Source organism: Edaphosphingomonas fennica (assembly GCF_003034225.1).
GTDB classification, from domain to species: domain Bacteria; phylum Pseudomonadota; class Alphaproteobacteria; order Sphingomonadales; family Sphingomonadaceae; genus Sphingomonas_E; species Sphingomonas_E fennica.
Genome location: NZ_PHHF01000044.1, coordinates 42605 through 58500, shown reverse-complemented (window position 1 = coordinate 58500; position 15896 = coordinate 42605). Strand labels below are relative to the sequence as shown.

14 protein-coding genes are annotated in these 15896 nt (G+C 70.1%); 5 read left to right on the top strand and 9 right to left on the bottom strand.

The genetic code is table 11. The features are described from left to right. Positions 1-32 precede the first annotated feature (32 nt). From CV103_RS10685 to CV103_RS10675, 3 genes are read left to right on the top strand one after another with little or no spacing between them, the layout of a single operon-like run. Positions 33-2102: a protein-disulfide reductase DsbD family protein gene (locus CV103_RS10685; RefSeq protein WP_107394908.1), complete on the top strand. Its 2070-nt coding sequence runs from the start codon at positions 33-35 to the stop codon at positions 2100-2102. 35 nt (positions 2103-2137) lie between these two features. Next, positions 2138-2749, top strand: coding sequence for a thioredoxin family protein (locus CV103_RS10680; RefSeq protein ID WP_107394907.1), 612 nt, complete (start codon positions 2138-2140; stop codon positions 2747-2749). 16 nt (positions 2750-2765) lie between these two features. Continuing rightward, positions 2766-4136 carry an amidohydrolase family protein gene (locus CV103_RS10675; RefSeq protein WP_107394906.1) on the top strand — a complete coding sequence of 457 codons (1371 nt, stop codon included), beginning with the start codon at positions 2766-2768 and terminating at the stop codon, positions 4134-4136. A 36-nt stretch (positions 4137-4172) separates the two neighbouring features. On the opposite strand, the gene CV103_RS10670 is transcribed toward CV103_RS10675, so the two are convergent. From CV103_RS10670 to CV103_RS10630, 9 genes are all read right to left on the bottom strand, one after another. Beyond that, positions 4173-4550, bottom strand: a complete 378-nt coding sequence (locus CV103_RS10670; RefSeq protein ID WP_015459968.1) for a VOC family protein — start codon at positions 4548-4550, stop codon at positions 4173-4175. A 108-nt stretch (positions 4551-4658) separates the two neighbouring features. Next, positions 4659-5261, bottom strand: a complete 603-nt coding sequence (locus tag CV103_RS10665; protein ID WP_070933513.1) for a DUF3800 domain-containing protein — start codon at positions 5259-5261, stop codon at positions 4659-4661. Between the two features lie 84 nt (positions 5262-5345). Continuing rightward, the gene (gene ftsH / locus CV103_RS10660) at positions 5346-7292 is read right to left on the bottom strand and encodes an ATP-dependent zinc metalloprotease FtsH (protein WP_107394905.1); all 1947 of its coding nucleotides are present in this window, start codon (positions 7290-7292) and stop codon (positions 5346-5348) included. An 81-nt stretch (positions 7293-7373) separates the two neighbouring features. Further along, the gene (gene tilS / locus CV103_RS10655; RefSeq protein ID WP_107394954.1) at positions 7374-8318 is read right to left on the bottom strand and encodes a tRNA lysidine(34) synthetase TilS; all 945 of its coding nucleotides are present in this window, start codon (positions 8316-8318) and stop codon (positions 7374-7376) included. Between the two features lie 31 nt (positions 8319-8349). Beyond that, a complete protein-coding gene (locus CV103_RS10650; RefSeq protein WP_107394904.1) occupies positions 8350-9267 on the bottom strand; it encodes a YbgF trimerization domain-containing protein in 918 nt (305 codons plus the stop codon). A 132-nt stretch (positions 9268-9399) separates the two neighbouring features. Next, positions 9400-10272 carry a helix-turn-helix domain-containing protein gene (locus tag CV103_RS10645; protein ID WP_245896767.1) on the bottom strand — a complete coding sequence of 291 codons (873 nt, stop codon included), beginning with the start codon at positions 10270-10272 and terminating at the stop codon, positions 9400-9402. A gap of 123 nt (positions 10273-10395) precedes the next feature. Further along, positions 10396-12672 (bottom strand): phosphoenolpyruvate--protein phosphotransferase, encoded by a 2277-nt coding sequence (gene ptsP, locus CV103_RS10640; protein ID WP_015459974.1) that lies wholly within the window; start codon positions 12670-12672, stop codon positions 10396-10398. 82 nt (positions 12673-12754) lie between these two features. Then, complete coding sequence (locus tag CV103_RS10635) at positions 12755-14065, bottom strand: ATP-binding protein (RefSeq protein ID WP_107394902.1); 1311 nt, start codon at positions 14063-14065, stop codon at positions 12755-12757. 25 nt (positions 14066-14090) lie between these two features. Next, entirely contained in the window at positions 14091-14858 is a 768-nt protein-coding gene (locus CV103_RS10630) for a response regulator transcription factor (RefSeq protein WP_425443854.1), read from the bottom strand. Between the two features lie 227 nt (positions 14859-15085). Here CV103_RS10630 and CV103_RS10625 point away from each other — a divergent pair, with 227 nt between their 5' ends. Then, positions 15086-15343, top strand: a complete 258-nt coding sequence (locus CV103_RS10625; RefSeq protein ID WP_041864968.1) for a YjhX family toxin — start codon at positions 15086-15088, stop codon at positions 15341-15343. Positions 15344-15356: 13 nt separating this feature from the next. Continuing rightward, positions 15357-15857 carry a GNAT family N-acetyltransferase gene (locus CV103_RS10620; protein ID WP_107394901.1) on the top strand — a complete coding sequence of 167 codons (501 nt, stop codon included), beginning with the start codon at positions 15357-15359 and terminating at the stop codon, positions 15855-15857. Positions 15858-15896 lie beyond the last annotated feature (39 nt).

The window sequence follows — 15896 nt, the reverse complement described above, 5'->3', positions numbered from 1 at the left end:
ATAGCGGCGTGACCATGGAAATTGGAGCCCCGATGATCGCCTTCGGTTGCCGATTGATGACGATGCTTGGCCTGATGCTGATCGGCCTAGCGCCCGCATCCGCGCAGGGCCTGCACATCGCGCCCCGGCTGGTGGCGGAAAGCGCGGAGCCGGCGGCCGGCGGCGCGACCACGCTGGCGCTGGTGATGAAGCCCGCGCCCACCTGGCACGGCTATTGGAAGAATCCCGGCGACTCGGGGATCGAGACGCTCATCGACTGGAAGCTGCCCGATGGCGTCACGGCGGGCGAGCTTGCCTATCCGGTGCCGCACACGCTGATCGTCGCGGGGCTGATGAACTATGTCTATGAAGGCGAATATGCCCAGCTGATCCAGCTCAAGCTGCCCGCCGGCCTTGCGCCGGGCACGACGCTGCCGATCCGGGGCACGGCGAAATGGCTCGCCTGCACCAAGGAAATCTGCGTCCCGGAGAAAGCCGACATCGCCATCGACCTGAAGGTGGGCGACGGCCGCGCCGATGCGGCCCTGGCCGGGGATTTCGCGCGCTGGCGGGCCGCCATGCCCAAGCCGCTCGGCAGCGAGGGCCGCTTCGCCGTGAAAGGCGAAACCTTCCGCCTCGCCGTGCCGATCCCGGCCAAGCTGGATGTGGCGGACGTCTATTTCTTCCCGCTGACGGACGGCGCGATCGATTATGCCGCACCGCAGGCGGTGAGCCGCAACGGCGACAATCTGATCGTCGAGGTGAAGGCCGGCGGCGGGGCGGCGGGCCTGAACGAGGTCGACGGCGTTCTCAGGATCGGCAGGGACAACGGGCTGGCGCTGTCGGCGAAGCCCGGCGACGTGCCGGCGGCCGGCGCGCCGGTGACGGCTTCGTCGGAAGGCGCGGGGATCGGGGCCGGCGGCGTCCGCACCGCGCTTCTCGCGCTGGGCGGGGCGATCCTGGGCGGGTTGCTGCTGAACGTCATGCCCTGCGTATTCCCGATCCTCAGCCTCAAGGCCCTGAGCCTCGCCCGCGCCGGTGGCGACGGGCGCGGCGCGCGGCACGAAGCCCTGGCCTATGCGGCGGGCGCCGTCGCGACCTGCCTGGCGCTGGGCGGCGTGCTGCTGGCGCTGCGCGCCGGCGGAGAGGCGGCGGGCTGGGCCTTCCAGCTGCAGGACCCGCGCGTGATCCTGCTGCTGCTGCTGCTCACCGCCGCGATCGCGCTCAACCTCGCCGGTCTGTTCGAGCTTCCGGCCGTGGCCGGCGGCCAGGCGCTGGCGGCCAAGGGCGGCACGCACGGCGCCTTCTGGACGGGCGCGCTCGCCGCCTTCATCGCCACCCCCTGCACCGGCCCCTTCATGGGCGCGGCACTGGGCGCGGCGCTGGTGCTTCCGGCGGCGGCCGCGCTGGCGGTGTTCGCGGGCCTGGGCCTGGGGCTTGCCTTGCCCTTCCTTGCGCTCGGCTTCGTGCCGGCGCTGCGCCGGCGGCTGCCGCGCCCCGGCCCGTGGATGGACCGGCTGCGCCGCATCCTCGCCATCCCGATGTTCCTGACGGCGCTTGGCCTCGCCTGGCTGCTGGGCCAGCAGGCGGGCGTGGACGGGATGACGCTGGGCCTGAGCGCCGCGCTGCTCACCGGCTTCGGCCTGTGGTGGGTCGGCCGCCGGCAGGCGACCGGGCGCGCCGCCGCCTGGTGGCCGCTGGCGCCCGCCGCCGCCGCCGCGCTGGCGCTGATGGTGGCGGTGCCGCGCGAGCCCGCGGTCGCCGCGGCATCCCAGGCGAGCGAAGGCGCGCTCGGCGCCCAGCCTTTCAGCGAGGAGAAGCTGGCCGCCCTGCAGGCGGAAGGCCGGCCGGTCTTCGTCTATTTCACCGCCGACTGGTGCCTGAGCTGCAAGGTGAACGAGAAGGTGGCGATCGACCGGGCCGAGGTGGCCAAGGCCTTCGCCGACGCCAATGTGGCGGTGCTGGTAGGGGATTGGACCAAGGGCGATGCCGCCATCGGCCGCTTCCTCAACCAGCAGGGCCGATCGGGCGTGCCGCTCTATCTCTTCTACCGCCCCGGCCGGCCGGTGGAGACGCTGCCGCAGGTGCTGACCCCCGGCACGCTCACCGCGCTTACCGCCTGAATATCGAGAGTTGGAAGCAGAGGAAGGACCATCAGATGATCGGCAAAAGCATCGCATTCGCGGCCGCCATCGCCATCGCGGCGCCCGCCTTCGCCACCGCCACCGCCACCGTCGGCCAGCCGGCGCCCGATTTCATCGCCGCCGATGCCAATGGCAAGCCGGTGAAGCTCTCCGGCTTCCGCGGCAAGACGGTGGTGCTGGAATGGAACAATCCCGGCTGCCCCTTCGTGCAGAAGCATTATGACAGCGGCAACATGCAGAAGACGCAGGCGGCCGCGAAGGCGCAGGGCGTGGTGTGGCTGACGATCAATTCGGGCGCGCCGGGCAAGCAGGGTTATATGACGGGCGCCGAGGCGCAGGCCTTCGAAAAGAAGGAAAAGGCGGAGGCGACGGCCTATCTGCTCGATCCCAAGGGCATCGTCGGCAAGCTCTACGACGCCAAGACGACGCCGCACATGTATGTGATCGATCCGGCGGGCACGCTCGTCTATGCCGGCGCGATCGACGACAAGCCCACCGCCGACCAGGCCGATATCACGACGGCGCGCAACCATGTGCTGGCGGCGCTGGCGGACGTGAAGGCCGGCAAGCCGGTCGCGGTGGCGACCAGCAAGCCCTATGGCTGCTCGGTGAAATACGCCGGCTGATCCGGGCGTGGCGGGGATGCGGGGGTGGACGCGCCGGCAGGCGCTGGCCGGTGGGCTGGCGCTCCTGGCGGCGGGCCGGCAGGTGCTTGCGGCGCCCGCCCCGGCATCGCCCGCCACCGCCTTCGTGAACGTCAACGTGCTGCCCATGGATCGGCAGCGCGTGCTGCGGGGCCAGACGGTGATCGTGGCGGACGGGCTGATCCGCGCGATCGGCCGGGGGATCGCCGTTCCGTCGGGCGCGCGCCGCATCGACGGCGGCGGCACCGCATTCCTGCTGCCCGGCCTTGCCGACATGCACAATCATTCGGACAGCCGGCAGGATCTGGCGGTGCAGCTCGCCTGCGGGATCACCACCAGCCTGAACATGGGCGAGGCGCGCAACAGCTTCGTCGGCCGCACCCGCGCCGCCGTGGCGCGGGGCGACGTGCCGGGGCCGCGCGTCTTCGCGGCGCTCGCCGTCGATGGATCGCCCCAATATGGCCATCTGGTGGTGCGCACGCCGGAGGAGGCGCGCGCCGCGCTGATCGTGGCGCGCGCCAACGGCTACGACTTCATCAAGGTATACAACAATCTCTCGGCCGAATGCTTCGCGGTGCTCGCGCGGGAAGGGCCGGCCATGGGCCTGCCGATCGTAGGCCATGGCGTGACGGCGGTGGGGCTGGCCGGGCAGATCGCGGCCGGCCAGGCGATGGTCGCCCATCTGGAGGAATTCTTCTACACCTTCTTCCCCCAGCCGCCGGAAAGCGCGCCCAACGCCGCACCGGATGAAGCCGCCATCCCGGCGGCCGTGGCCCTGGCAAAGCAGGCGGGCACGTTCATCGTCGCCGATCTAGTCACCTACGGGACGATCGCCAGCCAGTGGGGAAAGCCCGAACAGGTGCAGGCCTTCCTCGCCGCGCCCGAGGCCCGCTATCTCGCGCCCGCCTATCGCTTTTCCTGGCCGCGCGAGGGCTATGCCCGCAAGGCCGGCAGCCTCGACGATCGCGTCCGCTTCCTGCGCGTCTTCGCCCGCGCGCTCGAACAGGCGGGCGTGCCGCTGCTTTCGGGCACGGATTCGCCGGATATTCCGGGGCTGGTGCCGGGCTTCGCGCTGCACGGCAATCTCGACCGGCTGGTCGCCGCCGGTTTCAGCCGCTATGCCGCGCTGGAAACGGCCACGCGCCGCGCCGGCGAATTCATCGCCAAGACCCATCCCGGCGGCACGCCGTTCGGCACCGTCACGCCGGGAAGCCGGGCGGACCTGATCCTGGCATCGGCCAACCCGCTCGACGACCTCGCCACGCTTCGCCGGCCGGCCGGCGTGATGGCGGGTGGGCGCTGGCACGATGCCCCCGCGCTCGCCGCAATGCTGGCCGATGTGGCGGCCGGTTACGCCATGCCGGGCTGAGACCGCCCGGAGCGGGGCCGCCATATCGATGGCGGATCAGCCGCCATAGGGCCGGGTGATGATTTCCAGCAGATGGCCGTTCGGATCCTCGAAATAGAGGCCACGGCCGCCGTCATGACGGTTGATCTCGCCCGGCCTGGAACGGGCGGGATCGGCCCACCAGGTGAGGCCGCGTTCGCGGATGCGGGCGAAGGCGGCGTCGAAATCCTCCTCGCCGACAAGGAAGGCGTAATGCTGCGGCGAGACATTGCCGTCCTTCGCCAGGAAATCCAGCGAAACGCCGTTGTCGAGCGCCACCACCCGGAAATGGCCGAAGGGGGTGGGCGCCGGGCGATCGAGGATATCCGCCAGGAAGCCGGCGGAGGCCGCCGTGTCGGCGCACCAGACGATGATGTGGTTCAGTTCCGCGACCATCTTGGCACCACCTTCCGTTGCCTCGGGTGGGGAGGTTGCATGTGGGGCCGGGGCAGGGTGGATTCAATCGCCGTCCCGGCGCGATGGCCGGGACCGGGGGGAGACGCCTCAGGGAATTTTCACCTGCCGCATGCGGATCACGCCGTTGGCGATGAAGGGTTCGAGGATCACGGCGATGCGGGCGCTGCGCAGCGTGCCGGTGGCGACGTTCCAGGCGCTGTTGGCCAGGATGTCGGCGATCTGGATGCCGGCGGTGCGGCGGCTGTCGCGCAGTTCCGCGCGCGAGGCGGGATCGTGCCGGTCTATCAGCCTTTCCACTTCGTCGCGCACGCGGGCCAGCGTTGCATCGGAATAGCGGCCGTCGTCGATCAGCGCCGTCACCGGGCCGGGTGCGGCATCCAGATGCGCGCCGATCGCATCGGCCAGCAGCGCCGAATAGGTCTTGAGATCGAGCGCGCCGCTATCCTCGCCCGGATGGCGGGCGGGCGTGGCGACGCTGATGATCGCCTCGCCGCCGAAGCGCTCGATCAGTTCCAGCACATAAGCGCGCTCGATCGGATCGATGCGGCTGCCCTTCAGTTCGCCGGTCAGCCCCGTCACCGCGCGATAGCGGGCGAGGAGGGCCTCCGCGCCTTCGTCGCTGATCGCCACCGCGGCAAGCGTCATCGCCCCCGTGGCGGGCGCCCCGCTTTCATCGCAGAAGATCGGCATCCTGCCCCCCATGTCCGGTCTGAAAGAAAGGGCCGCCCCGTCGCAACGGAGCGGCCCCTGGCAATTGGTTGACGGCGGGTGGGTTCAGGCCCCTTGCGGCGCCGGATCCCCCCAGCCGCCGCCGGGACGCTTGCTCTTGGGGATGGAGGAGCCGCCGACGCCGATCTGCACATGGCGGTGGCCGCCCGTCTCGTCGCGGCCGATTCGCTCGCCCTTGATCGCGTGCTTGGCTTCCTCGCCGGTCAGCGTCTCATATTCCAGCAGCGCTTCGGCCAGGCGATGCAACTCGTCCAGATTCTCGGTGAGCACCTGGCGGGCGGTCGCCTCGCCTTCCTCGACGAAGCGGCGGACCTCCTGGTCGATCAGGCGCGCGGTCTCCTCCGACACGGTCTGCGAGCGGGCGACCGAATGGCCCAGGAACACCTCATCCTGATTGTCGCGATAGCGCAGCCAGCCGAGCCGTTCGGACATGCCATATTCCATCACCATCGAACGGGCCATGTCGGTGGCCTGCTGGATGTCGTTGGAGGCGCCGGTGTTGAGCGCGTCCTTGCCGTAGATCAGCTGTTCGGCGATGCGTCCGCCGAAGCAGAGCGCGAGCCGCGCCTTCATCTGGTTCATCGACATGGAATAACGGTCGCGCTCGGGCAGGTTCCAGGTCACGCCCAGCGCGCGGCCGCGCGGGATGATCGTCACCTTGTGCAGCGGATCGCAGCCGGGGACATGCAGCGAGACGAGCGCGTGGCCGGCCTCGTGATAGGCGGTCGCCTTCTTCTCGTCCTCGGTCATGACCATGGACTTGCGCTCGGCGCCCATCATCACCTTGTCCTTGGCTTCCTCGAACTCCTTCATCGCGACGAGGCGCTTGCCCTTGCGCGCGGCGAGGAGCGCGGCCTCGTTGACGAGGTTGGCGAGGTCGGCGCCGGAAAAGCCCGGCGTGCCGCGCGCGATGGTGCGCGAATCGACATCGGGGGCGAGCGGCGTCTTCTTCATATGGACTTCGAGGATCTTCTGCCGGCCTTCGATGTCCGGGCGCGGCACCACGACCTGCCGGTCGAAGCGGCCGGGGCGCAGCAGCGCGGGATCGAGCACGTCGGGCCGGTTGGTGGCGGCGACGATGATGATGCCCTCGTTCGCTTCGAACCCGTCCATCTCGACGAGGAGCTGGTTCAGCGTCTGCTCGCGCTCGTCATTGCCGTTGCCGAGGCCGGCACCGCGATGGCGGCCGACCGCGTCGATCTCATCGATGAAGACGATGCAGGGCGCGTTCTTCTTCGCCTGCTCGAACATGTCACGCACGCGGGACGCGCCGACGCCGACGAACATCTCGACGAAGTCGGAGCCGGAAATGGTGAAGAAGGGCACGTTCGCCTCACCCGCGATCGCGCGGGCGAGCAGCGTCTTGCCGGTGCCGGGCGAACCGACCAGCAGCGCGCCCTTGGGGATCTTGCCGCCGAGCCGGGCGAACTTGGTCGGGTCCTTCAGGAAATCGACGATCTCCTGCAGTTCCTCGCGCGCCTCGTCGATGCCGGCCACGTCGTCGAAGGTGACGCGGCCATGCTTTTCGGTGAGCATCTTGGCGCGGCTCTTGCCGAAGCCCATCGCGCCCGAACCGGCATTCTTCTGCATCTGGCGCATCACGAAGAAGGCGATGCCCAGGATCAGGAGGAAGGGCAGGGACTGGTAGAGCAGGATCATCCAGAAGCTGGCCTGCTCCTCCGCCTTGGCGCGGAAGTTCACGCCCTTTTCGGCAAGCCGCTGCACAAGCTGCGGATCGGAAGGGGCGATGGTGCGGAAGCTCTGGTCGTTGTTGAGCTTGCCCGTGACCACGTCGCCCGTGATCTCGACATCCTTGACGGTGCCTTCCTCCACATGGTTGAGGAATTCCGAATAAGGGATGGCGCTGGCGTCCGCGCGGCGTGACGAGCTGTCGAACATCGAAACGAACGCGACGAGCGCGAGCAATATGCCCACCCAGATGAGAAGGCTTTTCATCCAGGGGTTGCCCTGCGGTTCCTTGTCGTCGTTCATGCGTTCCTGACCTTTCGAGGCCACCAAGATAGGGGGTCCCCGGTTAATGGCAATCCAACGCCGGGGGATGGGGCCGCTTTTTCAGCCGAATCTGCGGGGTGGGGCGGGGGCGAACGTCCAGATTGCGCCCGGCCGGGCCAGAATCGCGCCGATCGAGGCGGGCTGGCCGGCCTCGAGTCGCGCGATCAGCGGCGCGATTCGGTCCGCCCGGCCTTCCTCGTCGAGATTCGCGAGCGCGCGGCGGACGAGTCGGTGGACCAGCTCGGCGGGCAGGCCGGCAGGGTCGAGCGTCACCCGGTTCCCGGCCAGGCCGGCGCGTTCGTTCCACAGCCTTTCGGCCGCCCAGTCGAGCGCGCGGGCGGCATCGGCGAGGTTGGCGGCGGCCTGGGCGAGGCCGGGCACGTCCAGCTCGGGATTGGCGGCCAGCAGCGCGCGCATCCGGCTGCGGTCGTAGCGGGGATCGCGGTTGGAAGGATCGTCGACGGGATCGATCCCGGCTTCGGCGACGATCGCCGCAAGCTCGGCGCGGCGCCAGCCGAGCAGCGGGCGGATGATCGCGCCGTTCGCTGCCCGGATGCCGGCCAGCCCGCCCACGCCCGCGCCCCGGCTGGCGCGCATCAGCAGCGTTTCGGCCTGGTCGTCGGCATGATGGGCGGTGGCGATGAAGGCCAGCCCTGCGTCCGCGCGCCAGCCTTCCAGCGCGGCATAGCGGGCGGTGCGGGCGGCGGCCTGGACGCCCTCACCCGTGGGCGCCACGGTTACGGCGAGCGTGGCATGCGGCACGCCGCGCGCGGCGCAGAGGCCGGCCACGAACGCGGCCTCGGCGGCGGCTTCCGGGCGCAGGCCGTGATCGACGGTGGCGGCCGCGATCCGGCCGGGCATCGCCTCGGCCGCCAGCAGCAGCAATGCAACGCTGTCCGGCCCGCCCGATACGGCCAGGCCGATACGGGCCTGATCGCCGGCCAGCCTGCCGATGTCGGACTGGAAGCGATCGATCCGATCGGCGGCGGGCGATCCGGCCGGCATCATCAACCTGTCGCGAAAGCCTGAAGGCCGGTCAGGACTTGCACTTGGCGTCGGCCCTGGCCTTGGTCACGCGGTCCTTGAGCGCGGCCGCGATCGTCGTGCCGTAGACGTCGTCAAGCTCGCGATAGACCTCGCACGCCTCGCTGGGCTTGGGCGGCTTCAGCGCCATCAGCGACTGGCCGAGATAATAGAGGCTGTCGGGCGCGCGCTCGCCACGCGGCAGCTTCTTGTAGTTTTCCAGGAAGGTCTGGGCCGCCTTGGCCGGCTGGCCGCTGTCCAGCAAGGTCCGGCCCAGCAGGTTGCGGGCGAAGCTGGCGCGCTTGTGATCGGGATATTTGGCGATGAAGGCGCGCAGCGTGCTTTCCGCCTCGGGATATTTCTTGGCGGCCCACAGATCGTAGCCGGCAAGATAGGCATCCTCGCCCGCATCGCCCGATGCCGGGCGGCTGGAGGCGACGGCGGCGGGCGGGGGCGGGGCGACCTCCGGCGCGGGCTGGGCGGGACGGCCGGGGGCGGGCGGCGTCAGCACGGGGGCCGCGGCGCTGCCGCCCGGCTTGGCGGTGGGATTGCCTTCCAGCGCGTTCAGCCGGAATTCGGCATCGCCCTTGAAACGGCTCATCTGCTCTTCGATCTGGCGGATCTTGAAGCTGTTCTGTTCGATCTGGCCGGTCAGGCGCGCCAGCTCCTGCTCCAGCGAGCTGACCCGTGTGGTGAGATCGGCGAGCGGGTTGCTGGCGGGCACGCCGCCGGTCGCGGGCGCCGCCGGCTGAGGGGCGATCTCCGGCTCGAAATATTGCTGGTTGCCGCCGGGAAACACCTTGCGCTGCACCGCGCGCATCTCGCGCTCCAGCTTGTCGACGCGCTGGCCGACATCGGCGGGTTGGGGCGCCGCCGCCAGAGGCGCGGCCGTCGTCGCCAGCAGCAGGGCCGCGGTGATCGCGAAACGCATGATTAGTCCCTCAGCTCGGTTGATGGATAGGATGTCCATCCTCCATGGCGGCTGTCGCTGCGATGAAGCAAGCCCCGATCGCGCGAAAGCGCGCCGGATGCCGGCCGCGAACGGCCGAGCCGGTGGCAGGGATCAGGGGTTGATCGGCGCCGGGTTGGGCAGGACGGGCGCCGGATCGCCGGGAAGCGCCGCTGCCGGCGCCGGGGCCGCGGAAGCGGTGGGCGGATTGAGCCGGGCGAGCAGGGCATCCGCCTTCAGGCTCACGTCGCGGATCGTGCGTTCCGGGGCGCCCAGCGGTGGGATCACCGCGCTGCCGACGGTGACGCGCAGGGCCTGCGGCCGTCCGGTGAGGATGCGGGGATCGGCGGCCGTGGCCGGCACTTCCCACGTCTCGCCGACGTTAAGCTGCTTTTCGATCAGACGGGTGCCGCCGTCCGAGACGCGCAGCCATACCGGCTCGAGCGCGGTCAGCACCACCGGTCCGCTCGACGGCGTGGGAGCCGGTGGCGCGATCGAGGCGGGCGGCGGGGTCGGTTCGGGCAGGCCCTGGGCCGGCGTGGCGCTGGCCACCCGTTCCTCGTCGCCCGATCCGGTGAAGGCGCCGCTCCGCCACAAGGCATAGGCGCCGCCGAGCACGATCGCGACGACGATCGCCACCGTCACCAGGAAGCGGGAGGGCACGCGGGCCGGATCGGCGGGCTCGAAGGGTTCGGGAATGATGCGCTCGGGCTGGCCGCCGCCCATCTCCTCGCGGAATTCGCGGGCCAGGGCGTTGGCGTCGAGCCCGACGATCTGGGCGAAGGCGCGGACGAAGCCGACGCTGTAGGGCACGGCCGGAAGCGCCGCGATGTCGCCCGCCTCGATCGCTTCCAGATGGCGCAGCGGCACGCGCGTCCGCGCGGCGATGTCCGCGAGGTCGAGCGCGTGCGCCTTGCGCGCCTCGGCCAGGCGTGCGCCTACAGTAAAGGGAGCCTCCACGGCGAATTCGCCGGTCGTGTCATTCATGCGACCTCCGGGGCGCTCCATCCCATTATCCCGAAAAAGCGCGCGCCACCTGTTGCCTTGTCACAAATGCAAACCGGGACGTCAAATCGAAACGATCGTCCCGGCCCATATTTACGCGAAAAATCAGCTTATAGCCACGCCTTGTTCATCGGCCCAGGCCGTCAGCCGGGCGCGCATGTCCGGCGCGCCTTCGGCAAGCCATCGCGCCATGTCCGCGCGCAGCCGCGCGGCATCCAGCGTGCGCACCATCGCCTTGACCGGCCCGATGGCAGCGGGCGTGATGGACAAGCGTTCGATGCCCAGCCCGATCAGGGCCATGCTTTCCAGGCTGCGGCCGCCCATTTCCCCGCAAACCGCCGTCGGCACGCCGGCTGCGCGCGCCGTTTCGGCAACGCGCGCGACGAAGCGCAGGATGGCGGGGGAAAGCCAGTCGAACCGTTCGGCAAGCTTGGGATGCGATCGATCGGCGGCGAACAGGAACTGGGTGAGGTCGTTGGTGCCGATCGACAGGAAATCCAGCTTCGGCAGCAGCACGTCCAGCATCTCCGCCAGCGCCGGCACCTCCAGCATCGTGCCATATTGCACGGCGGTGGGGAGGGGCCGGTTGCGATCGGCGATCCAGCGGCGCTGGGTTTCGAACAGGGCCTGCGCCTGATCGAACTCCCACGGTTCGGAAACCATCGGGAACATCACGTGGAGCGTGCGCCCGGCGGCGGCCTCCAGCAGGGCGCGCGCCTGCGCCTTCATCAGCGCGTCGCGATCGAGCGCGAGGCGGATGGCGCGCCATCCCATGGCGGGATTTTCCTCCTGATGCGCGTCATGGTTCATGTAGGGCAGCGTCTTGTCGCCGCCGATATCGACGGTGCGGAAGATTACCGGCCGGTCGCCAGCGGCTTCCAGCACGTCGCGATAGAGCCGCTGCTGGCGCTCGCGCTGGGGGAGGGTGGCGGAAACCAGGAACTGGAATTCGGTGCGGAACAGGCCGATCCCGTCGGCGCCCGTCACGTCCAGCGCGGAAACGTCGTCGCGCAGGCCGGCATTCACCATCAGCGTGATCCGCCGGCCATCGAGGGTGACGGGCGGCAGATCGCGCATCGCGGCGAATTCGGCGCGGCGCTTCTGGCCCAGCGTCAGCTTGGCGTCGAACGCCTCCTCCATCGTGGCGGTCGGCCGGATGAACACGGCGCCCTGCGCGGTATCGAGCAGGACGAGATCGCCTTCCTGCACCATCTGGCGGATATCGCGCACCCGGCCCAGCACCGGCACGCCCATGGCGCGGGCGACGATGGTGACGTGCGCCGTCAGCGATCCTTCCTCCAGGATCACGCCCTTCAGCCGGCGGCGGTCATATTCCAGCAGCTCGGCCGGGCCGAGGTTGCGCGCCACCAGGATCGAATCCTGCCGCAGGCCCATCTGGGCCGCGGTGCCGAGCTGGCCGGAAACCGTGCGCAGCAGCCGGTTGGAAAGATCCTCCAGATCGTGCATCCGGTCCGCCAGCAGCGGATCGCTGATCTCGCGCATCCGCATCCGGGTGCGCTGCTGCACGCGCTCGATCGCCGCCTCGGCGGTCAGGCCGCTGTCGATCGCCTCGTTGATCCGGCGGGTCCAGCCTTCGTCATAGGCGAACATCTTGTAGGTCTCGAGCACGTCCTGATGCTCGCCCGCCGTGCCGAATTCGGCCTGGCTGGTCATCCGCTCGATCTGCTCGCGCATCTGGCGGAAGGCGGCATAGACGCGCTGGCGCTCGACCTCGATGTCCTCGGCCACGGTATATTCGATGTGCACGCGCGGCTGGTGGAACACCACATGGCCGCGCCCCATGCCCTCCACCAGCTTCAGCCCGCCAAGCCGCACGGGCCCGGCCTCGCGCGCGCCGCCGGTGCCGGGGGAAGCCTCGTCGATCAGGCCGGCGCCGGCGATCAGCTCGGCCAGCACCATCGCCACGGTCTGCAGCGCCTCTATCTCCACCTCGTCATAGCGGCGCGGCTCGGCATGCTGGACGGCCAGCACGCCCACCGCGCGCTCGCGCCGCACGATCGGCACGCCGGCGAAGCTGTGGAACAGGTCCTCGCCGGTTTCGGGCTTGTAGGCGAAATCGGGGTGGCTGGTCGCCTCGTCCAGGTTCAGCGTCTTCACCTCGGCGGCGATGTGGCCGACGAGGCCCTCGCCCAGCGCGAGGCGGGTGACGTGCACGGCCTCCTGCTTCAGGCCGCGCGTGGCGTAGAGCTCCAGCAGCCCGTCGCGCAGCAGGTAGATGGAGCAGACCTCGCTCGAAAGCGCCTCGCCGATGATGTTCACCACCTGGTTGAGCTTGGCCTGCGCATTGGTGCGCGCGGCCATCACGTCGTGCAGGCGCGTCAGTATCTCACGGGCGGCGGAGGTGGCGGTCGTTCCGGGCATGTGCCCCTGCTAACAGAGGAAGTGGCCGCCGCGCCACACAGTTATGCTTGGGGGCGGCGATGGCGGTGGGCTGGACCGCATTCTAGCGGGCCGGCAGCCGTATCTCGGCGCGCAGGCCGCCTTCGGGGCGATTGGCGAGCGTGACCGCGCCGATCCCCTCCAGCGCGCGGACGACGATGGCGAGGCCAAGGCCCGCCCCGCCGCTTTCCCGGCTGCGGGAGGCGTCGAGCCGGTGGAAGGGCTCGAACACATGCGCCATGTCCGCCTCGGCGATGCCGGGGCCGTCATCGTCGATCGTGATGCGGATGGCATCGGCTTCGCGCGACAGGCGGACCCGCGCCTGCCCGGCATGGCGCAGCGCATTCTCGACGAGGTTGGCGACGGCGCGGCGGATGCGCAGCGGCGGCAGCACGGCCGGCAACCGGTCCGGCCCGTCATAGCTGGCGTCGGCGCCGGTATCGGCGGCATCGTCCACGATCGTCATCAGCAGCGAGGCGAGATCGATCGGCTTGGCGGCCTCCGGCTCCGCGCCGCGCAGATAGCCGAGGATCGAGGTCATGAACGCCTGCATCTCGTCCAGATCGCGCAGGATCGCATCGCGCGTCTCGCCCGGTTCCAGCGCGCCGGCCCGCAGCCGCAGCCGGGCGATCGGCGTCAGCAGATCGTGGGAGACCGCCGCCAGCGCCTGGGTGCGATCCTCCACCAGCGCGATCAGCCGGGCCTGCATCGCGTTCACCGATCGGGCGAGGCTGATCACCTCGGGCGGGCCTTCCTCCGGCACGGTGATCGGCTCGCCCAGCCCGGCGCGGTCGGCGGCCCGGGCCAGGGTGCGCAGCGGCTCGGCCAGCGCGCGCAGCAGCAGCAGCGTCGCCAGCAGCACGCCGCCGGTCAGCAGCAGCAGCGACACCAGATGGCTGCCCAGCGTGGGCACGCGGGCGCTGCGCCCTTCGGCGCGGAAGATGATGCTTGATCCGTCGCCCAGGCGGAGCGCGCCGGCCACGCCGCCGCCGGCATCCTCGACGATGCGGATGTCGCGGTGGGCCAGCCCCGGCTCCAGCTCGGACATCCGCTTGCGGATATGGCCCACGGGCAGATGCGGCGATGGCTCCGCCATGGGCGGCGCGGCGCCAGCGGACCATCCCAGGGCGAGGCTGTCGGTCGAAAGCCGGCGGGCGGCCTCGCCCCGTTCCGCGCGGGGCAGGGGGGCGATCAGCCGGTCTGCCAATGCCAATCGGCCGGCGACCCGCTCCGCCTGGCTGGATGCGACAAGCTCGGTCTCGGCCCGCTTGTAGAGCAGCTCGCTGCCGAAAAAGGAAAGGCTGGTGGTGACGAGGATGACGAGCGCGATCTGGCCGGCAAGCCCGATCGAAAGCAGGCGCGATCCCTTCAGCATGGCGGTGGCGCCTCCGGTCAATGGCTCAGGATCGCGTCACGTCCGCCGCCAGCATATAGCCCCGGCCCCGCACGGTGCGGATCAGCGTGTCGCCCTGATCCGAATCGCCGAGCTTGCGGCGCAGGCGGCTGACGAGCACGTCGATGCTGCGGTCCGATGCCTGGGCGCGCCGCGCGCGGGAAAGCTCCAGCAGCCGCTCGCGGCCGATCACGCGATGGGGGTGCTGCACCAGGATCGCCAGCAAATCATGCTCCGCGCCGGAAAGCTCGACGGCGGTGCCGTCCGGCGCGGTGAGCGTGCGGCGGCGCAGGTCCAGCGTCCAGCCGGCGAAGCGGGCGATGTCGCCGCGCGGCATATCGGCGACCACGGGCGCCCGCGCCCGGCGGAGCGCGGCGCGAACGCGGGCGAGCAGCTCGCCCCGGCTGAACGGCTTGGCGACATAATCGTCGGCGCCGCGATCCAGCCCCGCGATCCGGTCCGCCTCGCCGCCCAGCGCGCTCACCATGATGACGGGCAGGATGGGATGGCGCGCGCGGATGTCGTCCAGCATGTCCAGCCCAGATCGGCCCGGCAGCATCACGTCCAGCATCACCAGATCGATGCCGCCGGCAGCCAGCAGCGGCCAGGCCTCATTCTCGTCCCGCGCGCCGATCGCCTCGATCCCCTCGCCATGCAGCGCGCGCACCAGCAGCACGCGCATGCCGGCATCGTCCTCCACGATCAGCACACGGGCAGGCATGTCGGCGGCGATATCGGCGGCGGGATGGGCGGAATGCATATCGGTTTCGGTCATGGCGGCGGACGATAGCGCGCGCCGCGCCCGGCGTCATGTCATCGGCGCAAGCCCGTCCTCCCTGCGTTTGACATGGCCGGAAACCACGTCGTATGGGCGGGTTTCATGTTGGAGCTTGTGCAAACCGCCTGACGTCTCGGCCGACCGAGACTGCCGACAACCATCGTCCGGGTGCGCCTTCGCGCGTCCTGGGTTGTCATCCGTGCGGTTCTATCCACGAGCTTATAATGAACATTTCACGATACGAGCAGCGCGTGCTTCACGTGCTGGCTCAGGGCGGCTTCATTCGTCATCGCCATGACGAACGGGGGCGGATCGCCGACGTCCTCTGCTTCACGCGGGACGGTCATGTCCTTTCCGATTGCACCCTGGGCATATTCAGGAAGCTGCGGCGCAAGCGGCTGATCGAATCCAGGGAATCGAGCCCCTATCGCATTTCCGAACTGGGCAGGCGCTCGGTGCGATCGCAACCCGATAACCGATAGCAGGAGGCAGGGGATGATCATCCGCAAGGAACAGCCGCAGGATCATGCCGCGATCGCCCGGATCACCGCCGACGCCTTCGCCGGCGTGGATCATAGCGACGGGACCGAGCCCGCGATCATCTCCGCGCTGCGGGATGCGGGGGCGCTCGCCCTGTCGCTGGTCGCGGTCGACGATGACGGCCGGATCGCGGGCCATGCCGCCTTTTCCCCCGTCACCATCGACGGGCGGGAAGGGGGCTGGTTCGGGCTCGGCCCCGTGGCCGTCCGCCCCGATCGGCAAAGGGCGGGCATCGGCGGCGCCCTGATCCGCGCGGGGCTCGAAGAGCTTCGGCGGCAGGGCGCCGGCGGCTGCGTGGTGCTGGGCGAGCCCGCATATTATCGGCGCTTCGGCTTCGAAAGGGACGAAGCCCTATATTATGACGGCGCGCCCGCCGCTTATTTCATGCGGATCGCATTCGCCGATCCCGCGCCGGAGGGCCGGGTCGAATATCATCCCGGTTTCGGGGCGTCCTGAAGGATGAGCGGGTTGCCCCGGAGGCGGCCCGCTTATTCC

Excerpts from the sequence above, each read along its gene's own strand:
- CV103_RS10665 (WP_070933513.1), bottom strand. The coding sequence starts at position 5,261 with ATGCCGATCTTCTGCGATGAAAGCGGGGCGCCCGCCACGGGGGCGATG.
- CV103_RS10635 (WP_107394902.1), bottom strand. The coding sequence starts at position 14,065 with ATGCTGAAGGGATCGCGCCTGCTTTCGATCGGGCTTGCCGGCCAGATC.
- CV103_RS10685 (WP_107394908.1), top strand. The coding sequence starts at position 33 with ATGATCGCCTTCGGTTGCCGATTGATGACGATGCTTGGCCTGATGCTG.
- CV103_RS10620 (WP_107394901.1), top strand. The coding sequence starts at position 15,357 with ATGATCATCCGCAAGGAACAGCCGCAGGATCATGCCGCGATCGCCCGG.
- CV103_RS10675 (WP_107394906.1), top strand. The coding sequence starts at position 2,766 with ATGCGGGGGTGGACGCGCCGGCAGGCGCTGGCCGGTGGGCTGGCGCTC.
- CV103_RS10625 (WP_041864968.1), top strand. The coding sequence starts at position 15,086 with ATGAACATTTCACGATACGAGCAGCGCGTGCTTCACGTGCTGGCTCAG.
- CV103_RS10670 (WP_015459968.1), bottom strand. The coding sequence starts at position 4,550 with ATGGTCGCGGAACTGAACCACATCATCGTCTGGTGCGCCGACACGGCG.
- ptsP (WP_015459974.1), bottom strand. The coding sequence starts at position 12,672 with ATGCCCGGAACGACCGCCACCTCCGCCGCCCGTGAGATACTGACGCGC.
- CV103_RS10645 (WP_245896767.1), bottom strand. The coding sequence starts at position 10,272 with ATGAATGACACGACCGGCGAATTCGCCGTGGAGGCTCCCTTTACTGTA.
- CV103_RS10680 (WP_107394907.1), top strand. The coding sequence starts at position 2,138 with ATGATCGGCAAAAGCATCGCATTCGCGGCCGCCATCGCCATCGCGGCG.
- tilS (WP_107394954.1), bottom strand. The coding sequence starts at position 8,318 with ATGCCGGCCGGATCGCCCGCCGCCGATCGGATCGATCGCTTCCAGTCC.
- CV103_RS10650 (WP_107394904.1), bottom strand. The coding sequence starts at position 9,267 with ATGCGTTTCGCGATCACCGCGGCCCTGCTGCTGGCGACGACGGCCGCG.
- ftsH (WP_107394905.1), bottom strand. The coding sequence starts at position 7,292 with ATGAACGACGACAAGGAACCGCAGGGCAACCCCTGGATGAAAAGCCTT.
- CV103_RS10630 (WP_425443854.1), bottom strand. The coding sequence starts at position 14,858 with ATGACCGAAACCGATATGCATTCCGCCCATCCCGCCGCCGATATCGCC.